This is a genomic window from Rhizobium sp. 10N427 (assembly GCF_056394605.1).
In genome coordinates, this window is the sequence record NZ_JBFTID010000019.1 from 38,966 (window position 1) to 56,873 (window position 17,908).

The 17,908-nt window shown below is 58.2% G+C and carries 15 protein-coding genes and 2 pseudogenes; 5 read left to right on the forward strand and 12 right to left on the reverse strand.

Annotation, left to right across the window (positions count from 1 at the left end; all coding sequences use genetic code 11):
* Positions 1 to 7 precede the first annotated feature (7 nt).
* The gene (locus tag AC1DIJ_RS27360; RefSeq protein ID WP_477831702.1) at positions 8 to 1,000 is read right to left on the reverse strand and encodes a hypothetical protein; all 993 of its coding nucleotides are present in this window, start codon (positions 998 to 1,000) and stop codon (positions 8 to 10) included.
* Entirely contained in the window at positions 990 to 1,439 is a 450-nt protein-coding gene (locus AC1DIJ_RS27365; RefSeq protein WP_162706013.1) for a hypothetical protein, read from the reverse strand. The genes AC1DIJ_RS27360 and AC1DIJ_RS27365 overlap by 11 nt, the downstream gene beginning before the upstream one ends.
* Positions 1,440 to 1,685: 246 nt before the next feature.
* On the opposite strand from AC1DIJ_RS27365, the gene AC1DIJ_RS27370 reads away from it, so the two are divergent.
* Together AC1DIJ_RS27370 and AC1DIJ_RS27375 are read left to right on the forward strand one after the other, a co-directional pair.
* Positions 1,686 to 2,084 (forward strand): low affinity iron permease family protein, encoded by a 399-nt coding sequence (locus AC1DIJ_RS27370; RefSeq protein WP_112389106.1) that lies wholly within the window; start codon positions 1,686 to 1,688, stop codon positions 2,082 to 2,084.
* 348 nt (positions 2,085 to 2,432) lie between these two features.
* The gene (locus tag AC1DIJ_RS27375) at positions 2,433 to 2,981 is read left to right on the forward strand and encodes an ArsR/SmtB family transcription factor (protein ID WP_477831688.1); all 549 of its coding nucleotides are present in this window, start codon (positions 2,433 to 2,435) and stop codon (positions 2,979 to 2,981) included.
* A gap of 45 nt (positions 2,982 to 3,026) precedes the next feature.
* Here the strand turns inward: AC1DIJ_RS27375 and AC1DIJ_RS27380 are convergent, their stop codons facing one another.
* Positions 3,027 to 3,320, reverse strand: coding sequence for a GCG_CRPN prefix-to-repeats domain-containing protein (locus AC1DIJ_RS27380; protein WP_112389107.1), 294 nt, complete (start codon positions 3,318 to 3,320; stop codon positions 3,027 to 3,029).
* 335 nt (positions 3,321 to 3,655) lie between these two features.
* Between AC1DIJ_RS27380 and AC1DIJ_RS27385 the strand changes: the two genes are divergently transcribed.
* Positions 3,656 to 5,728: a bifunctional diguanylate cyclase/phosphodiesterase gene (locus tag AC1DIJ_RS27385; RefSeq protein ID WP_477831700.1), complete on the forward strand. Its 2,073-nt coding sequence runs from the start codon at positions 3,656 to 3,658 to the stop codon at positions 5,726 to 5,728.
* A 631-nt stretch (positions 5,729 to 6,359) separates the two neighbouring features.
* Positions 6,360 to 8,690 carry an EAL domain-containing protein gene (locus tag AC1DIJ_RS27390; RefSeq protein WP_162706014.1) on the forward strand — a complete coding sequence of 777 codons (2,331 nt, stop codon included), beginning with the start codon at positions 6,360 to 6,362 and terminating at the stop codon, positions 8,688 to 8,690.
* A gap of 357 nt (positions 8,691 to 9,047) precedes the next feature.
* On the opposite strand, the gene AC1DIJ_RS27395 is transcribed toward AC1DIJ_RS27390, so the two are convergent.
* Positions 9,048 to 9,452, reverse strand: coding sequence for a hypothetical protein (locus AC1DIJ_RS27395; RefSeq protein WP_162706011.1), 405 nt, complete (start codon positions 9,450 to 9,452; stop codon positions 9,048 to 9,050).
* Between AC1DIJ_RS27395 and aqpZ the strand changes: the two are divergent.
* Positions 9,349 to 10,075, forward strand: a pseudogene (gene aqpZ / locus AC1DIJ_RS27400) (aquaporin Z). The gene AC1DIJ_RS27395 and the pseudogene aqpZ sit on opposite strands and share 104 nt — an antisense overlap.
* Positions 10,076 to 10,374: 299 nt before the next feature.
* Here aqpZ and AC1DIJ_RS27405 read toward each other — a convergent pair.
* From AC1DIJ_RS27405 to AC1DIJ_RS27440, 8 genes and pseudogenes are all read right to left on the reverse strand, one after another.
* Positions 10,375 to 10,831: pseudogene (locus AC1DIJ_RS27405) on the reverse strand (MarR family winged helix-turn-helix transcriptional regulator).
* Between the two features lie 245 nt (positions 10,832 to 11,076).
* Positions 11,077 to 11,730 carry a TetR/AcrR family transcriptional regulator gene (locus tag AC1DIJ_RS27410; protein WP_162706015.1) on the reverse strand — a complete coding sequence of 218 codons (654 nt, stop codon included), beginning with the start codon at positions 11,728 to 11,730 and terminating at the stop codon, positions 11,077 to 11,079.
* A complete protein-coding gene (locus AC1DIJ_RS27415; RefSeq protein WP_112389111.1) occupies positions 11,724 to 12,569 on the reverse strand; it encodes a sugar phosphate isomerase/epimerase family protein in 846 nt (281 codons plus the stop codon). The genes AC1DIJ_RS27410 and AC1DIJ_RS27415 overlap by 7 nt, the downstream gene beginning before the upstream one ends.
* 7 nt (positions 12,570 to 12,576) lie before the next feature.
* Entirely contained in the window at positions 12,577 to 13,365 is a 789-nt protein-coding gene (locus AC1DIJ_RS27420) for an enoyl-CoA hydratase-related protein (RefSeq protein WP_162706016.1), read from the reverse strand.
* A 10-nt stretch (positions 13,366 to 13,375) separates the two neighbouring features.
* Positions 13,376 to 14,989 (reverse strand): CoA-transferase, encoded by a 1,614-nt coding sequence (locus AC1DIJ_RS27425; RefSeq protein WP_112389113.1) that lies wholly within the window; start codon positions 14,987 to 14,989, stop codon positions 13,376 to 13,378.
* Between the two features lie 30 nt (positions 14,990 to 15,019).
* Entirely contained in the window at positions 15,020 to 15,847 is an 828-nt protein-coding gene (locus tag AC1DIJ_RS27430; protein ID WP_112389114.1) for an ABC transporter permease, read from the reverse strand.
* 3 nt (positions 15,848 to 15,850) lie between these two features.
* A complete protein-coding gene (locus AC1DIJ_RS27435; RefSeq protein WP_477831689.1) occupies positions 15,851 to 16,762 on the reverse strand; it encodes an ABC transporter permease in 912 nt (303 codons plus the stop codon).
* Positions 16,762 to 17,844, reverse strand: a complete 1,083-nt coding sequence (locus AC1DIJ_RS27440) for an ABC transporter ATP-binding protein (RefSeq protein ID WP_112389115.1) — start codon at positions 17,842 to 17,844, stop codon at positions 16,762 to 16,764. The genes AC1DIJ_RS27435 and AC1DIJ_RS27440 overlap by 1 nt, the downstream gene beginning before the upstream one ends.
* Positions 17,845 to 17,908: the final 64 nt, after the last annotated feature.

Sequence of the window (17,908 nt, forward strand, 5' to 3'; positions counted from 1 at the left end):
GTTGCCGTCAGTGCTTGCGGTCACCCTTGTCGCCCTGACCGGGCTTCGCATCATGCTTTGCGTCGTGGCGCGCATCGGCGGAAAGCGAGCGGGAGACATCGACGCTGTCCTTGAACTTGCCTTCCTCGTCACGGCGGACGTAGCGCTTGTCGGTTCCGGTATCGATCACCCGGTGCCATTTCCGCCCCTGCGCGAAGCCGATTTCCAGTGTCGCGGCAAGAAGGCATATCTTGATCGGCATGATCAGCAGGCCGTCGCCGGGCGCGCTCGGTATCCCGAACAGAAGCGAAATTCCTTGGGCGATGATCTGCCAAAGGGCCAGGTCGTGCGGCCCGATCCAGCGCGAAATTCCAAACCAGACCCAGGCAGCGCCCCAGTCGAGCAGGCGGTAAAGCACGATCGCCGCGGCGGCAAGAAGCAGGCCGGAATTGATCACAAGGCCGACGCCTTCCGCGAGCGCGCGATAGCGTTTGGCCGTTCCGGAGATAAAATGGCCGAAAAAGTCGCGCAGGGGCTTCGGCAGCTTTTCCCAGCGCGAGAAGGCCTTCGCGACCCGTCCCTGCACCACCGGCCGCTCGCCATTGATGTCGTAGCCATAAACAAGGGCGGCAAGCGTCAGCCATACAGCGGGATAGAGAATATAGGCGAGAAGGTTGTAGACCTGCTGGTAGGTGGAAACCGCCACATCCTCTACCGCCGGTGGCAGTGTCGTGGCGGCATTGGCGTTGCTGACGGGATTGAGAAGACCCAGGAACTGGCCGATCGTTTCCGGCAGATGAGCGACCCAGGCGCGCACATCGTCCTGCCAATTGGAGATGACGAATAGACCGATGAAGGCCCAGTTCGCCTCGCAGATGACGATAACGATCGGCCACACCGCAGCCTTGGATCGCTTGTGCATGCGCCTGGCCAGCAGCCTTACGAGCCAGGCGATGGCAACCGAGATTACCAGCCAGGCGCCGCCGCTCACCTCAAGCGGTGCGATCTTTTCACCAAACATCATCAGGTCGAGCGAGAGCTTGGAATAGTCGCGTATGGTATCGCCTAGGAAGCCCCAGGCGGCGTAATAGGCAAAGAAAGGGACGAGCGTCAGCGCCAGCGCTGAAGAAAAGCTCGCGCTTCGCCTTTTCCGCGGGCTTTGCCGCGACCACCTGCGAGGCGTCGTTCAGCGCCGGCAGGCCGGGCCTGATCGTTTGAAAGAAGGCGACGATGATGACGAGCTTCATCAACACGACCAGAGCCAGCGTCGAAAGCCCGGCCAGCGCATTGATCAGGCCGATTTGCACGGCCATCTCCAGAAGGACGGAATCGACAATCCGGCCGATCAGCCACAGCACCATGAGCTGCGGCCAGAAACGCCACAGCAGCTGCAACGTCAATAACGGCAGCCGCCAGAGTGGTTGGAAAGACGTTGCGCTAGCTGAAGAAACGATCGTCACGAAGCCAACTTAAATGCGCTGCGCAGGCCAGGCGTTTAGGTTCAAATCCGGTTCTCGTCAAAACCTAGCAGGAAAAGGGGGCGGCCATCAATTCTAACTTCGGATGAATGCTTCCTTGGCACCGATGAATTTGCCTTGAATCGGTCGCCGGCGCCGTTGGCCTATCACTCAGACCTAAGTCGCTGATCCGGAACTGCTCTTGCCGCTGCCGCGTTTAGAATTCGCCGGGTGTCAACGGAGTTCAACATGTCGAAGTTCTTTTCGAAATTCGCCAGTTCTATTGCGAGCCTTTCCGGCAAGCCTGGGACGTTTGTATTCGCCGTTGCCCTCGTTCTTGTGTGGGCGGTGTCGGGGCCGTTCTTCGGGTATTCGGAAACCTGGCAACTCGTCATCAATACATCGACGACGATCATCACCTTTCTGATGGTCTTTGTTTTGCAGAACTCGCAGAATCGCGACGGCAAGGCATTGCAAGCAAAGCTTGACGAACTCATCCTGACGTCACAGGCTCAGAACAAGTTCGTCGGGATCGAGAAGCTGGATGAGGAATCCTTGCGTGAAATGAGTAAGACCCTCGCCGAAAAGGCTGCGTGCGTGGAGAACGTCGCTGACGAGAAAGCAGAGCGTAGTCGAGCGTCGCTGTGACGCAGGCCGGATCTGCTGAAATCGAATCCCCTGCGTATTGGAGCCCAAGCCACCGGCCTTCGACACCGAACCGGCTCCGAGCTTGGTCACTCAGCGTAGCCGCAGATATTTCCGGAAGTTTTAAGCGCCCGAAACTGTCGTACTTTCTAACGAACGGGCGAGGTTCGCGCACCCGGCGAAGCGTGTGGGAAGCGAGATTCGCGATTGATTGTTGCGTCCAATCTGCAAACATGCTGCCGGCCGGCAAGGAAAGAGCCAAGTGAGCACATTTTTTGACGTGACTTCTGGCTCGTCAGGCCCAACTATAATGCTGAAGACAAAAGAAGCTCATACCCATACGAGATTATTTTGAACGTCGACAGCGCCGTCGGGCTCCTGGACGCGATGGCGAATCCGCTCCGCTTGATCATCTTGCGCATGCTTTGCGAGCGGGAACTATGCGTGGGAGAAATTTGTCGTCTTACCGGTTGCAGACAGTCCTTGGTTTCGCGCCATTTGGCTGCGCTGCGGAGAGCGGCGATCGTGGTTACCCGCAAAGACCGCCAGCTCGTCTTCTATCGATGCGATAGTTCTGCGGTCAGGCGGATGCTCAGTGTCATCGACGATGATATTACCCGATATTCTCGCTTCCGATGGTTTCTTTCACTACCGTCTGAGCGAGAGTTGCATTTAGGTGGATGGAACAGCGTTGTCATAGGACTGGCGATCGGCTCATACTCGCAGAGACGGGACGCGCAGGTCATCGCCCCTTATGCTGTTCGTCACACGGAGCGAAGCACGGCAAGGTTCCGGCCGAGCTTATGCTGCCATCCGATCGACTGGGCACGGCTCATAGAAACTTCCTCGCTTTTTTTGTATTCTTGCGCCTGGCGTCTTGGCCTACCGCAGGACATGTGAGCCGGGACAGTCCTCCCGGCTCTCTCATCTGAAAAGCGCTCGCGATCAGTACCAGCCCGGCGGTGGGCGGTGCCATCGATGCGGCCGGTATTCGCTGTGCCAGCCATAAGGTGGGGGCGGGGGGCGGTGACCCCAGTATCGAGGTGGTGGGCGGCGCCAGCCGTTCGGCCGGCAAGCGCCCCACGGCGTCAGGTGAAACCCACGACCGCAGCTGTAGTCCACCGGGATCGCAATCGGTGCATTTTGCACCACAGCGGGCGCCATCAAAGGCATCGCTTCTACTGAAGGGGCGATCACGCTGCCCATGAGAAGCGCCCCTGCAATCAAAGACAACTTCATACAGAAATCTCCTTTGTTTTCCTGCAGCCCGATTAAAGGGCCCGGGCGATGAACGAGTCCTGAACCAAATTTGTTCTTTTGGCGGCAAGCATGGCGGTTCGTGCGCTCGGGCTGAATAGAAATGGGTTAAGGGCAAAGGTGCTCAAACGCTACTGTAAAGCGCCTATTAAGCCTGTTTGCCGTTTAAGTCCTAAAATGAGCACTTGAAACGGATTCATTGCTACAACTGCTTGAGGTTTAACTAGGCGTTCGTACTCGCGCCCACAGAATAACGTGTGGTTGAACCGCGGGTCCATTCAATGATTTCTTCTTCAAGCAAGCGATCACCAACGCGGATGAAGCGGGTGGCCTTACTCACCGCCATTTTCGTAGCGGTCATCTGCGCTCTGGCGACGCTGGCGTTCATGATCGTCGCGCAAATGCGGGACGAGGCAAATGAAATCGATGACGCCCGCGCCATTCACGCGGCGCAGGCCGCAGTCCGCTCTTTTCATGCGCGCCTTGGTTCTACTATTCGCGATAACGCAGTGTGGGATGATGCATTCGAGCATGTCGGATCTGCTGACGCAAAAGGCTGGATCTACGAAAACTGGGGGAAGACAAGCGAAGATTATCCGCTGTATGACGTTGCAGTCGTGGTGACGCCAGAACAAGGGATTTTGAGCGCCTATCGCAAGGGGATTGAATTTTCCCCGCTGCCATACTTCGGAACGCCGCTGCTCAAACTGGCGGAGGCCGCGGCGACCTCTGGACAGTCACCCGTCACAGCCTTTGTTTCGACGTCCGGCGGTACCTATCTCGTTGCTGCTGGCGCCATCCAACCATTCGCCGAAAAGCCCGCTGGTGCCAAGCTGAGCACGTTGATATTCGCCAAGTTGCTAAGCCAGGAGGTCGTAGCGCAGCTGGATGACACTTTCGATATCGACGGTTTGAAGCTAGTCACCTTGCCCGACCGCGCCGCACTCAGCACGCCTCTTCCAGGCGAGGATGGCCGCGCTGTAGCCTATCTCGAATGGCCGAGCCGGACGCCAGGAACGCGGATCTTTCAAGGAGTTCACAACTACTTGTTATCGGCTGCCGCTTTGCTCGGTCTTTTTTTGCTTTCGATAATCACGACGGGCGTCGCTGTTGTTCGCGGTCTTTTGCGCGACGCCGCGACCGTCCGTCACAAGGCGGCTCACGATGCTTTGACCGGCCTTCTCAACCGGACTGGTCTTCTCGAAGTCATGGCCTCCAGGCCTTTTCGGGACAATGTGGCGCTTGGAATGATCGATCTTGATGGCTTCAAGGGTGTGAATGATGCATGGGGTCACGCAATCGGCGATCAATTGATCAGGCTTGTCGCGGATCGGCTGAGGGCGACCACATCGCAACTAACGCTGGCGCGTCTTGGCGGTGATGAATTTGCGTTTCTTGCGGCACCCGATGAGGTGGCGCAGGTCGCAGCCTCGCTTGTTCACGCTCTTCAGCAGCCTTTCAGAATTGGCGGCCGTACAATCGAGGTTGGAGCGAGTATCGGTACCGCCGTATTAAGCCAGGATATCGAGGAGGGATATGAACTTCTGCGCCGGGCGGACATGGCCCTCTATCAAGCGAAGGAAAGCGGCCGTGGACGGGTGGCGAGCTACACACCGGCGCTGGATCTTGACCGTCACGAGAGGTCCGAGCTTGAAGAGAAACTCCGTCTTGCGATTACCCGCAAAGAGATCCTTCCGGCGTTCCAGCCACTCGTGGATGCCAAGTCCGGCAAGCTTAGGGGCGTGGAGGCCCTGGCCCGTTGGACGACAGAAACCGGACCGGTAAGCCCGGAGGTGTTTATCAGAGTTGCGGAACGGGCCGGACTTATCGACGAGCTAGGCCGAGATATCCTCGACATGTCTATCGAGGCGGCTTCTGATTGGCACGGTATCGGGCTGTCGGTCAATGTGTCGCCGGTGCAACTGCGGAACCCTGATTTCTCGGAACTCGTGGAGCGAATCCTGGCAGTGCGAAAATTCGATCCACAGCGGCTCACCCTTGAGATCACCGAGGGCGTGCTAATGTCTAACCCGGAGCAAGCGAAACGCACGATCTCCAAGCTGAAGGCCATTGGCGTTAAATTCGCACTCGATGACTTCGGTTGTGGATATGCGAGTATCGGCGCTCTGCGGGAGTTCGGGTTCGATCGCATGAAAATCGATCGGTCGCTGGTGGTGGCTCTGGACGACGAGCGAGGCGCCGGGGTTCTCAATGCCACCCTTCTGCTCGCAAAGGCGTTGCACATTCCCGTCACGGCGGAAGGTGTCGAAACCCAGGAGCAAGCTGACGCCCTCATCCAATCTGGTTGTGATCAGCTCCAGGGATATTTGGTTGGCAAGCCGATGCAGCCGAGCCTACTTGAGCAGCTTTATCTGCGCTCTGCCGCTTAGTGTCTAACGATGTATTTTTGTTAATAGAGATGTCACGGTGGTGGTGACGAGGCAGATATTTCGCCGGGCGAAAAGATACCTTCTCCCCGTGACAGATGCTGTATAGCCACGACCTCAAAAGACCGCTAAGAGGGTCCCGTTCCGGGAGATGCGGCAATATCCTCCGAATGGGCCGGTTGACCTGACCTAAAAGTCGGATCAACCGGCATTGCGCCCTCGGCGACATCCATCAAGGCAATGCGGTACGCCGGTCGACCTTTTCAGGGATCGTGGAAATCCTCGACTTCCGGCAGGCACTTGTTGGACGGTCGGCGAGGTACGAGATAACGCTGAAGATGCGGAGCATATGCCGTTCCCTGGAATGCGACGGCGGCCAGTTGGACTCACCAAAGCAAGTTGGCCGGACTCGCAACGAGTGCAATGTTCACGAACGCAGAGCGATCCTGTCCTTTGCAGCAGGCCCGATCGTTCAGATGAACTGATGCGCGTGCGGACATTCTCGTGGCGATGCCGCGCTCCCGTTCGTGTGCCTAGACCCAGCCGCAGCTTTTCGAAGCAGTCGATAAAACTTTAGAGACTTCGATAACACGAGGGTCAGACGGGCATGAAAGGATGCCCGGCGGAGGTCCAGATGTTCCAACTCGTTTCCTGCATCGCTGAGCAGCATAATTGGCTGCTTTTGCTCGTCGCGGTCGGTGTCTGCGCCGCCGGCAATCTGACCGGGGTCTTCATGTTGTCGCGCGCTCGACAATGCGTCAAGGCGCATCGGAACCTATGGCTCGCAATAGCCGGGATCGTGTTTGGCGGGACAATCTGGGCAACCCATTTCATTGCCATGCTGGCATACAGCATTCCCGTTTCTTACCAGTTGGTGGAAACAGGCTTGTCGATCGTCGCGGCGATCACGGTCTCCTGTCTTGCCACATTCGCCACGCTTTACCCCGGACGGCAAGGCGCAATTCTGGCAGGTGTTCTTCTGGGACTTGCTATAGCGACGATGCACGCCATCGGGCTGAGCGCTATCAGCGGTTCAATCATCATGGAGGCCAGTGTGCCGGCGACACTAGCCGCCTGGGGGCTGGGCGTCGGATTTGCGGTAGGAGCGGCGCTACTTCTTGCTCGCCCGACGACCGGCGGCAGGCTGCTTATCGCTGCTGTGCTGATCGTCGCAGCCGTCTGCAGCCACCATATGGTTTCGATGAGCGGGCTCACTATCGTACCCCTGTATGCCGACGCGGCTGGAGCTCTGACTTTTGTCGACCGCGTCGGCATCGCCGTCGGCGTTTGTATCGTCTCCAGCCTGTTGATTGCTACAGGTGTTGCGGCCCTATTCTTCGATCGGCACCTGACGGATGTTAAAGGGCTCGCCAATGCGACGTTCGAAGCCGTTGTATTAACGCGCGCCGGGCAAATTGTTCATGCAAATGAAAGATTTGCAATGCTCACGGGGAAGGGCGTGGCCGAACTCAAGTCGCTGGTCCTGGCTAATTTTCTGACTGACCGGCAGGGGTCGCAAGGTGCCTTGAAATCACCAGGCGGGCTTGTTCCTGTCGAAATCGTCGAGGGCGTCATAGAGTACCGCGGCCGCGAGACATCGGTGTTCGGCTTTCGCGACATCAGTGAGCGGCTGGAGGCCAGCCGGCAGCTGGTCCATCTTGCGTCGCACGACCCCCTGACGGGGCTTTTGAACCGGCGTTCGTTCGGCATCCGTTCGGAGGACGCGATCGCCGAGGCTGCGGCAAAGCGAACTGAAGTATCGCTCCTGACATTTGATCTTGATCGCTTCAAGTCGATTAATGATACCCACGGCCACGCAGAAGGCGATGTGGTTTTGCAGCAGGTCGCTGATGTTCTCAACGCTTCGTTCAGGGACGGCGCGATCCTGGGCAGGATGGGGGGAGACGAATTTTCGGTCCTGCTGCCCGAACGGCAGATGTTTGAAGCTCAGAAAGCAGCAGCAGTATTCATCGCAAACTTCAAGTCGCAGTTCGCTGCTCACGACAAGGCAGGCGGTTTGGGCGTAAGCGTTGGTATCGCGACATTCCCCGCTCACGGCGATGAACTCAACCAACTGCAGAATAATGCCGACGCCGCCTTGTATCGCGCAAAATCCCGGGGAAGGGGGCAGATATGCGCGTTCGACCTTTTCTTTGACCAACAGCTGCGGACGCGGCGGCGGCTTGAAGACGAACTGCGGGGCGCCGCAGAGGCCGGCGAACTGTTCCTCGTCTACCAGCCGATCGTCGAAACGGCGTCGGGGGAACCGCAAGGCTACGAAGCACTGTTGCGCTGGCGCCATCCCACCTACGGCGTCTTGTCTCCAGCTGTGTTCATCGAAGCTGCGGAGGAGAGCGGCAGCATCGTCGAGATCGGAAAGTGGGTTTTGGAAGAAGCCTGCAGGCAGGCCGCATCGTGGAAGGACAGCCTGTTCATCGCAGTCAACGTCTCCGCACGACAGTTGCTTTCCTCGGACTTGATCGAACACGTGACGAGCGCTCTCAATGCAAGCGGGCTTGCGGCCGACAGGCTGGAATTGGAGATCACCGAAACATCGCTTCTCGAAGATCGTGCAGATGTTTCCGATTGCCTCGAAGCGTTGACAGCGTGCGGTGTCAAATTAGTAATGGACGACTATGGTAGCGGCTACTCTTCGATGACCAACCTGCGGCGCTATCCGTTTCACAAGCTGAAGATAGACCGCAGCTATGTGGCCGCGATCGAAGAGGACCCGGTCGCCGAGGTTATAATCGATTGCGCGCTAGCACTCGGGAAAAGCCTCGGCCTGACAATCGTACTGGAGGGCATTGAAACAGAAACACAGCGGGCTCGCGTGACTGACAAGGCTCCCGATCAACTTCAGGGGTTTCTCTTTGGACGACCGGAGATGCTGGGCGGGCAAAAGCCTATCTTAGAAGATGAACCGCCCAGCGCACACCCGCGACCAGCATTAACCGTTGGTTAACCACGATCCGCTACGTTGGGGTTCTCGGCGCGATCTCCTCCCTACGCGTCGATCAGAAAAACTGGGCCGTGAGACTCCGTCTCCGGCCCTTTTTTGTCAAGAAGGGTCTCCCACCAACATGTGATCGGGAGTTTTCGAATCGCCCTTGCAGAAAGCGGAAAAAATCTTGAATTTGCCGCAACGCGTCGGCGGTCTTGAGAAGAAGACGCCCCGCGAGGCGAAATGTAATGGCAAGGACGCAAGTCTAGGATGAGAAGAGTCGAACGGATAAAACGATCGGAGCTCGTTGACTATGCATTGCTGGCGATTGTGACAATCGCCGCTGTGCTTATTACGCGGTGGTTGTCGCAGTAAGAATTAGGAGCGGCCGTTCATAGCCACAATCCCGAAGACCGAACTTCCCGGTCTGGTCGAGCTATCGCCAAATCCGCCTGGGACGGCTGGGTTTTTGCCATTGAAATGCTTTTCCCTCAAGGGAACCACCCATACTTGAACCTCAGGATGTGTCGCGCTCGCGGCGTCGAAGATTTCGAAGCAAGTGTCTTCGACGTCGGCCTTTCGTTCTCTCTCGTATCCTGCTTCGGGCAACGTCCAGTCAGTAAAAAACCCCCGTGTTGCAGCACTTGTTCGCCGCACATTTCTGTTGGAGGGACTATCCATGAGCATAAAGAAATATTCCGCCGAGGCGATCGGGACCTTCTGGTTGACCTTTGGCGGTTGCGGCAGCGCGGTGATCGCAGCCGGTTTGCCCAATGTCGGCATCGGTTACCTCGGAGTATCTCTGGCGTTCGGCCTGACCGTTGTCACCAATGGCCTACGCGATTGGCCATATCTCGGGGTGCCATCTCAATCCCGCCGTAACGGTCGGACTGGCTGCCGGCGGTCGCTTTCCGACCAACCAGATCCTTCCCTATATCGTCGCTCAGGTGATCGGCGGCATCATCGGCGGCGGGGTGCTGTACTTGATTGCCAGCGGCAAGGCGGGTTTCGACCTGGGCGGCGGTTTTGCGTCGAATGGCTACGGTGAGCACTCTCCGGGCCAGTATTCGCTGTTCGCATGCCTGCTCGCGGAGTTTGTTCTGACGGGCATGTTCCTGTTCATCATCATGGGAGCGACCCATGGCAAGGCTCCGGCTGGCTTTGCACCGCTCGCGATCGGGCTTGGTCTGACGCTCATTCATCTGATCAGCATCAACGTCACGAATACATCCGTCAATCCAGCTCGCAGCACCGGTGTTGCCGTGTTTGCCGGCGGATGGGCGCTGCAACAGCTCTGGCTGTTTTGGGTCGCCCCGATTGCCGGTGGAGTTGTCGGCGGCGCTCTCTATCGCTGGCTCAGCACTGAACCCAGCGGCCAGATCGTTGGCTCTGTTCCGGCTGAATAAGAATGCAGGGAAACGGGCGGTCTGCACCGCCTGTTTCCTTCTGTCGGACGGTAAACACCAACCACGGTGACTATCGGGACGCGCGGGCGCCTCCAGTGATTGCTTGGTGGGAGCATCCAGCCTATGCACCTCAAATATCACGGCCGAGAAGTGATTTTCTCAAGGGACCGGTCTAGCCGCCCCGGCGAAAGGAGCGCCATGACTTCCGCTTGCAGAAAGATCAATATTTTCAGGGATGCTTGTCAGGAGATAGCATGTCGGTAGTTCTGATCTGTTCAAGGCGCCGCATGCATTGGACGTCAAATAATTTCATCTGCGCTTGCCGATTCTATGAAGAACCGGAGTAGATTGAGCTTTTCGCGCAGCCGAGTTCTGCCAGCGACGGCAAGGCCGGTCGCGCGATTGATCTTGAGACTTACCGCTCTTGCCTCCGTCTTCATCGCCTGACCTTCACTCGTCAATGCGATGATTACTTGGCGTTTGTCGTCCGGATCACGCCTGCGAATGACACGACCAGCAGCTTCAAGACGTTAAGCAATAGCGCAAGCGTACCGGAGTCCAGGAGCAGACGGCTACCCAGTTCCTTGACGGTGACGTTGTCACGCAAAGTGCCAACATGACCAGATACTGTGGATATGTGAGCTGTAGCGGTTCGAGCGCAGCTCTGTAGTGACGATTGAATGCATGGACTGCCGCACAAAGCGAGTAGCACAGCTGGTCTTCCAGCTTCAAATGCCCCGCGTGTTGAACATCCAAGGCATGAGCGAACACGAACTTTCCTTGGGTCAAACTGCTCCCGCGATCGAACGCCACCGAACCACGTTTGAATAGCATTGGGCTGGGCTAAAGTTCGTGGGGTTAAGCGCGTCGTCCAAATCAAGGCCCTACCTGCTGAAAGCTGTTGCCGTTTTGGAGAGGCTTCTATTTCTCGAAAGTATTCGACCCAGTCATGATTGTCGCTAACTAGGTGTCCATGCGTGGAGCAGGCTTAAGAGATGTCATCAACGTGCATACACGACGGAGAGAATAGTGCTACAGATGAATTCAACGCGGTTACTGAGTGCCGCATCCGACAATAGGTCTCGCTTGTGGATCACTTGCATGGTGAAACGGCTGCTAAAGTAATGGTAGCAGAGTGCATCAATCGTCAGGAAGAGCTGTTCCGGATCAACATCGCGGAACACCCCTAACTCTTTGCCGCGCGCAAGGGTCTCGCTAATAAGCGCCACCGATCTCGGACCGGGGCGTTTCAGCATGAAGCAGTGTTCAAGATGGCTCGCCCGATGGACGTTCTCATCGTTTATCAGCACGATGAATTCCGGCTTATCCCGGTAGAAGGCCCACGTGGCTTCCACGATCTTCTTCAGGGACGTCACGGGATCCGAGGCATCCGCCGCCGCGGCGTGCTGGTTCTCCTGGAATGCCGCGTACGCCTCTTCGAGAACAGCCCGGAACAGACCGTCCTTGCTTCCGAAGTAGTGGTAGATCATTCGCTTGTTCGTTTCAGCTCGGGCGGCGATCTCGTCCACCCGAGCACCACTCAGTCCATGGGACGCAAACTCGACCGTCGCCGCGTTCAGAATTTGCATCCTCGTCTGGGCAGGATTTCGCTTGCTGGAGGCTGTCTCTTTCACCTTCGCCAGATTGATCAGCATGACTTGGTCATGCGCTCGGCGCATGTCCTCAACACGTCCTCCTCCGGGACGCCCGACCAGTACGTCGAGAAGATCTCGGCTTCGATGAAGCCATTAAATCCGGCGGCCTCCGCGGCATATCGCAGTCTCCGGATATCAGCGACGCCGTCGCCCATCATTCCACGATCGAGCAGGAGATCCTTCGTCGGTACGAGCCAGTCGCAAACGTGAAACGCATCGATACGCTTCTCTGCGCCTGCGCGGCGGATCTGCTCAAGTACTGCGATATCCCACCAGACGTGATACACGTCGATTGCCACTCCGATGCCGCCGGCTTGGTCTGGATCCAGCTTGGCGCAGATGTCGAGAGCTTCATCGAGACGGGTCACACAAGAACGATCGCCCGCATACATCGGGTGCAGGGGTTCTACGGCGAGCGACACGCCGATCTTGCGGGCATGTTCGAGAAGCTGTCCGAGACCGTCTTCCACCTGGCGGCGCGCACAACCAAGGTCCTTGCTTCCATCTGCAAGTGATCCAACGACAAGAACGAAACACGGCGCACCCAGTGTTGCCGCATCATAGAGAGCCCGCCTGTTGTCCTCGACGTTATGGCGCAGTCCCTCCGCAGTTGCCGCTGGAAAGTACGTACTTCGGCAATAGCCGCTGACGCCCAGTCCGGCATCGCGGATCTGGCGGGCGACCACGGTAACATCGTTGCCTTCGACGTCGCGGCGCCAAGGAGCAATGGCGCCGAAGCCTGCTCCTGCGACCTTGTCGATCACATCGGAGATATGGGACCTGTGCCCGAGAGTGGCTGTATTGATCGAGCAACGATCGAGTGAAAGACTGTCTATCATCGGAACCTCAATTGAAGACCGGGCGCCGCTTCTCGACGAATGCCGCTTTCCCTTCGATGGCGTCATCGCTGAGACCGAGGGGCACAGTGTTGGCCTCTTCGAACTTGAGGCCGGACAGATATCCCTCCCGCATGGCGGTCGAGACCGCACGCTTGCATGCAGTGACGGCTTCCGGAGAAACGCTTGCGATCTGGATCGCGAGCTCCAGTGCGCGCGACTGGAGCTGTTCGTCGTCGACCACTTCCTCGAACACGCCCATCGCATGGGCCTGCTCGGCGTTTACGGGTTCTCCGGTCAGCATCAGCTTCAGCGCGTTGCCGCGTCCGACGAGCAACGGCAGGCGCATCGTTCCGGTCGCCGTAGGCATCGCCCCCAGCTTGACCTCGGGGACCCCGAACTTCGCACTGCGTCCGGCGACCCTGATGTCGCATGCAAGCGCCAGCACTGCACCGCCGCCAAGAGCGAACCCATTGATGGCCGCGATGACTGGGACGCGACCGAGTTCAATTGCTTCGTTCAGGCCAGTCTCCGCAAGCCGCGCCGCCTCGATCCATTCTGCTGTGGCCTCGAACTCCTTGATGTTCGATCCAACCGAGAATGCATTGTCCGAGCCTGTCAAAATGATGCACCTGACGCTCTTGTCGCCGTTTGCTTTCCGAACGAAATCGGTGAACTCCGCGCGGGCAGCCTTCGTGAAGGCGCCCATCGGCTTCGATATGATGGTGACGTGGAGGATATGCTCAGCGGGGGATGTGACCTTGAAACCCGTAGTCTCTATCAACAGTTCCGAATTCATCGTCATCCTCCTAGCTCGCCTTTTTCAGCGCAGCTTTAGGCTGGCCTAGTTCCAGGCCCATCGGTTCCTGACGAAACAGACGCGCGTCCATGACACGGAGGTCGGAGGCAATGCGAAGCGGGATCTTGGCCTGTTCCAAGACATCCTTTTGCAAATCCACGCCGGGCGCGATCTCGACCACAGTTAATCCTTCGACACCAAGCTTCAGAACACAACGCTCGGTGACGTAGGTCACGTCCTGATTATGGAGCGCTGCACGATGGCCCGCGAAGGTGACATGTCCGACCTTGGGAACGAACTTGGCGATCTTGCCTTCCTGTTCGATCTTCAGACGGCCATCCTCTGCGGCGACCTTCAGGCCGCCGGCGGTGAAATAACCGCTGTAGACGATCTTCTTGGCACGAGCGGTAATGTCGATGAACCCACCACACCCAGCGGTTAGATAAGGGCGTGAGGGAAGGCTGGAGACGTTGACGCTGCCATCCTCGCCAACTTCAAGGAAGGAGAGGAGGCTGCAGTCGAAACCGCCACCCTGGAAATACGTGAATTGCTGAGGCGTCGGGAAGATCGCCTGCGCATTGGCGGCGCATCCGAAGGCAAAACCTGTGAGCGGGATGCCGCCGACCGGGCCCTGCTCGATGACCCACGTCACCGCCTCCGCCTGACCTTCTTCAAGCAGGATCTGCGGCACCAGGGCCGAGATGCCGAAGCCGAGGTTCACCGCCGAGTCGTCCGAGAGCTCCATGGCCGCGCGGCGCGCGATGACCTTGTCGACACTGAATGGTGCTTCCGGGAAGCTGGAATAGTCGCGGCGTACTTCGCCGCTGATCGCCGGATCATAGCGGATTTCCGTTGCCTGGCGCTGTTCGGCGTCAATGACGACGTAGTCCACGAGCGTTGATGGGATGTGGACCTGATGGGCCGGAATGGAACCCGATGCCGTGGTTCGCTCGACCTGGCAGATCACGATGCCGCCGGCGTTGCGGGCGGCGAGCGCGATGTCCACCATGCCGAGGACAGCACCCTCGCGCTCCATCGAGATGTTGCCGCGATCGTCGGCGGTAGTGCCACGGATGACCGCGACCTGCGGGAAGTGGTTCGGGAAGTGAAGCCAGTGTTCGCCGTTGAACTCCACGAGTTTGACGACGTCGCCGGAAGTGGCGGCTGCTTCGTTCATCTTGCCGCCGTTCAATCGGGGGTCGACGAAAGTTTCGAGACCCACTTTGGTCAGGACGCCGGCACGCTTGGCCGCGGCGTCGCGGACCATGTCGTACATCACGCCGGACGGCAGATTGTAGGCTGCTATCTCGTTCCGCTGGATCATCTCCCATATCGCCGGCGAGGGGAGGCTCGACGGACCGCTAGGGTAGGATCCGGCCAGTATCTTCTTGATAAGCCCCTTCTGTGCGATGTGGTCGACGCCCTTGATGCCGTACATATCGCCGGCTGCGATCGGCGAGAAGATGGTGATATTGCTGGGATGGCTCTCTTTGGCGAAACGCTCGCCGATTGCCTTGAGGACGGCGTCCGGGCAGTTCAGGCCTGCCGAGGACCCTATGGCGAGGACCGCGTTGTCGGGAACCAAGGATGCAGCATCAGCCGCGGTGACGATTTTGTTACGCATCTTATTCCTCCGATAGTTCACTTCCCGCCATCAGCGGGCGCGTCCGACGATCTGCGTCGGGTTCACGAATTTCAGGGCGATCACGAGCCAGATGAGTGTCGTGACCATGTAGACGACCGCCATTGCGTCGATCGACTGCACCGCACGGACGCCCGAGGCGAAGACCGCGTAGTACAGGGCGACGACAAGCGTCGTGCTGTCAGGACCGGCAACAAGGAAGGTGAGTTCGAACATCGCGATGGTGCGGACCAGCACCAACAGCAGAGCCGCCATGATGCCGGGCAGAAGAAGTGGCAGTAGCACGTGGATGAAAAGCTTGAATGTTCCGGCGCCGAAGACACGGGCAGCCGCTTCGATTTTCGGATCGATCTGCTCGATGAACGGGATCATCACCAGGATCACGAACGGGATCGTCGGAACGAGGTTGGCAGCGACGACGCCTGAAAAGGTTCCGGCGAGACCCGTTTGATAGAGAACGCTCGCGAGCGGGATGCCGTAGGTGATCGGCGGCACGAGCATCGGCAGGAGGATCAGCAGCATGACGATCTTCTTGCCAGCGAATTCGCGGCGGGCGAGAGCGTAGGCTGCTGTTACCCCGGCAATGCCGGAAATGATGACGACAGCGAAGACGACCTGCAGGGTGACTTTTAGCACGTCAACGAGCTGAAACTCGTTCCAGGCCGAACTGTACCAGCGCGTGGTGAACCCTGTGGGAAACCAAGTTCCAAGCCAACGTGTTGCAAAAGAGCTAACAATCACGGTGGCAATCATCGCCAGGAGATTGAGGATGAAGAAACCGATCAGTGCCCAGACGGCGTAGATCCAGATTCTTGAAGCAAGCGTGTTGTCTCTGATCATTGTTCAGCCCTTTCCGCCGCTGACGGGACCGCGATAGAGCAGGCCGCGCATTGCCAGGATGACGAGCACCACCGCGAACTGGACGAAGCCCATGATCATCGCGATGGCGGAAGCCTTGGAGTAGTCGTATTCCTCGAATGCCGCCTGGTAGGCCGCGATGGAGATCACACGGGTCAATCCTGCGGGCGCACCCAGCAGTACCGCCGATGGGAACACCGAAAATGCCTGCACGAAACTCAGGCAGAAGGTAATGGCGATGCCCGGCATCAGGAGAGGCAGATAGACGTTCATGAAGCGCTGCCGGCTGTTCGCGCCAAGCGTGGCTGCGGCCTTCTCAAGCGAAGTGTCGATCCCTGTCACGTAGGAAAGAATGAGCAGGAACGTGAAGGGAAAGCCTGTGATAAGGAGCGAGAAAAAGACGCCCCAGTAGTTCTGAATGAGCCGTATTGGCTGGTCGATGACACCCAACGTCAGCAGCGTTCTGTTCACCCAGCCCTGAGGTCCGAGATAGTTCAAAAGCCCCTGAGCAACGAGAACGGTCCCGAGCGTGATAGGGAGGATCAGAATCGTGGTCAGCACCTTCTGGTTTTTTAGTAGCCTCACGCGAAACGCGACTGGAAGTGCAAACCCGATATTGACGATCGTGACCGGAAGCGCCAGCAGGAGGGTCTTGTAGATCGTGTCGTACTGGAACGCGTCCGAAAAGAAATGGACGTAGTTGGTCAGCACGCCGCCTTCCTTCGGCTCGAAGGACAACATCAGGCCGTAGAGGAATGGGTAGATAAACAGCGCGCCCAGCAGCGCCACAGCCGGAATGACGAGTAGCGTCACACCATCGAACCCACGTGCGGCAAGCTTCTCGGACAGGCGAGGCGCCTCTATCGTCGGATGGAGTACAGTTGACATGTCTGCCATCACGCCCTCCCTGCGCCATCCGCGAAGATGATCACGCGATCAGGGTCCGCGCGGAGTTCGACAGACGAACCGATCGGCGCCGATGTCGGCGAGTGGAAGATCAGGTCGATGCCGTCCTGTGTTTTCGCAGTGCCGACGAACTCGCGTCCGCGATATTCGATTGTCTCGACCGTCGCGCTGAATGCGTTGTCGTTCGCGCTCCCGGCGACCAGATCGTCGGTGCGGATCGCGACATATGCATTCTGACCTGCTGCCAACGAAGCATGGGTTATGCCGGAAATCTGACGGTCGCCGATCTTGACGGTGGCACGGCCGGACGCCGCCGTCTCGACTTTGCCGCGAAGGCGGTTACGGAAGCCCATGAAATCGGCGACATCGACGTCGGACGGCTTTTCGTAAAGTTCAGTTGGGGTTCCGATCTGGCGGACGACGCCGTCCTTCATGACGACGACACGGTCCGCCATCGAAAGCGCTTCGTCCTGGTCATGTGTCACGTAGATCGTCGTGGCGCCGAGGGCGTTGTGGATGCGGCGGATTTCGGCGCGCATTTCCAGGCGGAGCTTGGCATCAAGGTTCGAAAGGGGCTCGTCCATCAATACAAGTGGCGGCTCGATGACGATCGCGCGGGCGATGGCGACGCGCTGCTGCTGCCCGCCTGAAAGCTGGCCAGGTAGCTTCGCATCCTGACCCTGCAGCCGGACGAGGGCGATGGCCTCGTCGACCTTTCGCTTGATCTCAGCTTTTGCGACACCACGCATTTTCAGGCCAAACCCAATGTTGTCGCGAACACTCAGGTGAGGAAAGAGCGCATAGTTCTGGAAAACCATGCCGAAGCCACGGTCTTCGGGCTTGAGAACATCGATCCGCTGCTTGTCGAGCCATATGGAGCCACCCGTCGTCGAAAGCAGGCCCGCGAGCATGTTCAACGTGGTGGACTTTCCGCAGCCAGACGGTCCCAGGAGTGCGATGAACTCGCCACGCTTGATGGTCAGGGTGATGTCGCGGAGGGCGTTGTGGGAGCCGAAGTCCCGGCGCACACCTTCCAGCCGCACTTCCTCGAAACGGCGAAGAGCAATAGCCATTGTCAACCTCATTCAGATTGGATGTCTGTCCCCGGCAGTCACATTCGTCGTGAGCCGGGGACCA